The 1,728-nt window shown below is 40.0% G+C and carries 2 protein-coding genes; one reads left to right on the top strand and one right to left on the bottom strand.

Annotated elements, in window-relative coordinates:
* Positions 1 to 369: enolase C-terminal domain-like protein (locus ACR2F7_RS01495; protein ID WP_432711839.1), on the top strand; the 369-nt coding region annotated here is incomplete at its 5' end.
* Between the two features lie 165 nt (positions 370 to 534).
* On the opposite strand, the gene ACR2F7_RS01500 is transcribed toward ACR2F7_RS01495, so the two are convergent.
* The coding region (locus tag ACR2F7_RS01500) for a GNAT family N-acyltransferase (protein ID WP_432711840.1) at positions 535 to 1,728 on the bottom strand (1,194 nt) is incomplete at its 5' end.

Genomic DNA, 1,728 nt, shown 5'->3' on the forward strand with positions numbered 1-1,728 from the left:
CTAACGGAAAACAGTCCTATTCCTACCATTGGTGATGAGTCTGTACAGCGTTTAGACGATGTATTGAAAGCACACCATGTGTATAGTGGTATCAACATTAAACTGATGAAATGTACAGGCATGCGTGAAGCGCATAGAATGCTGGAACTGGGAAGAGCCTTAAAGATGAAAATTATGATTGGCTGTATGACCGAAACTTCATGTGCCATCTCTGCCGCTGCACAATTGGCACCTATGGTAGATTGGGCAGACCTTGACGGCGCATTGCTCATTGGCAATGATGTTTATAAAGGGATGACCGTTGTTGATGGTATGGTTACCTTGAACGACCAGCCCGGCCTTGGACTCAAAAAAATAAGAAATTACTAATATTATACATCACACAGATGTAACGTTGACTTAACATGCCAGTGCTATTTTTGTAATGTTAAATATTTTTGGTTAGGTATTTACGTTTAGTGTGTTAATAAACGAAAACCCGTCAGCATGATCAATGCGACGGGTTTCTTTATTCATTTGGCTTTTAAAAACAGCCTATAAGTTCTTGCCGATTCTCTCCAGCATCTCCGCAGGTATATTTTGCGTATCTACCACCAGGAAGCCATCCAGGCAATCAGAAAACTTAGGATCCCTGTTGAAACAGATGATTTTAGCATTCAGGTTCATGTATTGCCTCAACAACACCGGAATTTTAATATGCGTATTTTCAATATCAGAGATCAGGCTGTCGAGGTCTTTCAAAGATTCACTGCTTTCTAAAAGCAGCTCTTTGTCGATCGGTGTTAAATCTGCCTTGAACTTGTTACGTGGTTTTACATAATGCGCCAATTCATAATCAAAATGATGCAGGGTGATGTAATCTACAATCAGCGATTTAGAAAACTTAGAGAAGTTGTTGCTGATGCTCACCGGACCAAACATATACCTGTATTTGGGGTTATCCAACAGGTATTTTAAAATCCCTTTCCATAATAAAAACAGGGGCAGGGGTTTTTGCTGATACTCCTTGCGAATCCAGGAGCGACCGAGTTCAATGCCATTGCGCAGGATAGGGTAAAAAGCTTCCTTAATTTTAAAAAGCTCAGACAGGTAAAAGCCACGTCTGCCCATGGTATCTAAAATCTCATCGCCCTTGCCTATACGGTAAGCACCTACAATTAGATTTTTGTCTTTATCCCATATAAAAAGGTGACTATAATAAATGTCGTAATTATCGAGGTCAATTTTTTTGTTTGTGCCCTCACCAACCTCGCGGAAGGTAATTTCCCTTAACCTGCCAATTTCCCTTAAAATATGTGGTATTTTAGTAGTGGGGCAGATGTATACCTCATATTGTTTCTCGGTCCACACCTTGTAAGACTCCAAAGTACTCACTTCCTGCACCATCACATCCTGAGGTGTTTCCTCTACAACAGGGGCCGGTGTTTTCTTGATCTTGAATAAAGAAATAGGGTTAAAAAGTTTCTTTTCCTGTTCTAAGCCTGTGCCGAGGGCATAAGTGCGGGCACGAAGAAAATCTAGCAGTTTATTGGTGTCTTTTTTATAAGAAATGTCATCGATTTGGATAGGACGGCCAATCCTAACTTTAATCTTTAAACCTTGTTTATTTAAAAACTCCGAAGGTAACTTCGCTGTTCTTAACGTAGGGTGGATAAAGCTTAAGATGTTAAATAAAACACCGTTATTACCGTGGAAATAAATAGGCACCACAGGGACTTTAGCCTTAGA

The sequence above is a fragment of the Pedobacter sp. genome, assembly GCF_045628745.1.
Lineage (GTDB): Bacteria > Bacteroidota > Bacteroidia > Sphingobacteriales > Sphingobacteriaceae > Pedobacter.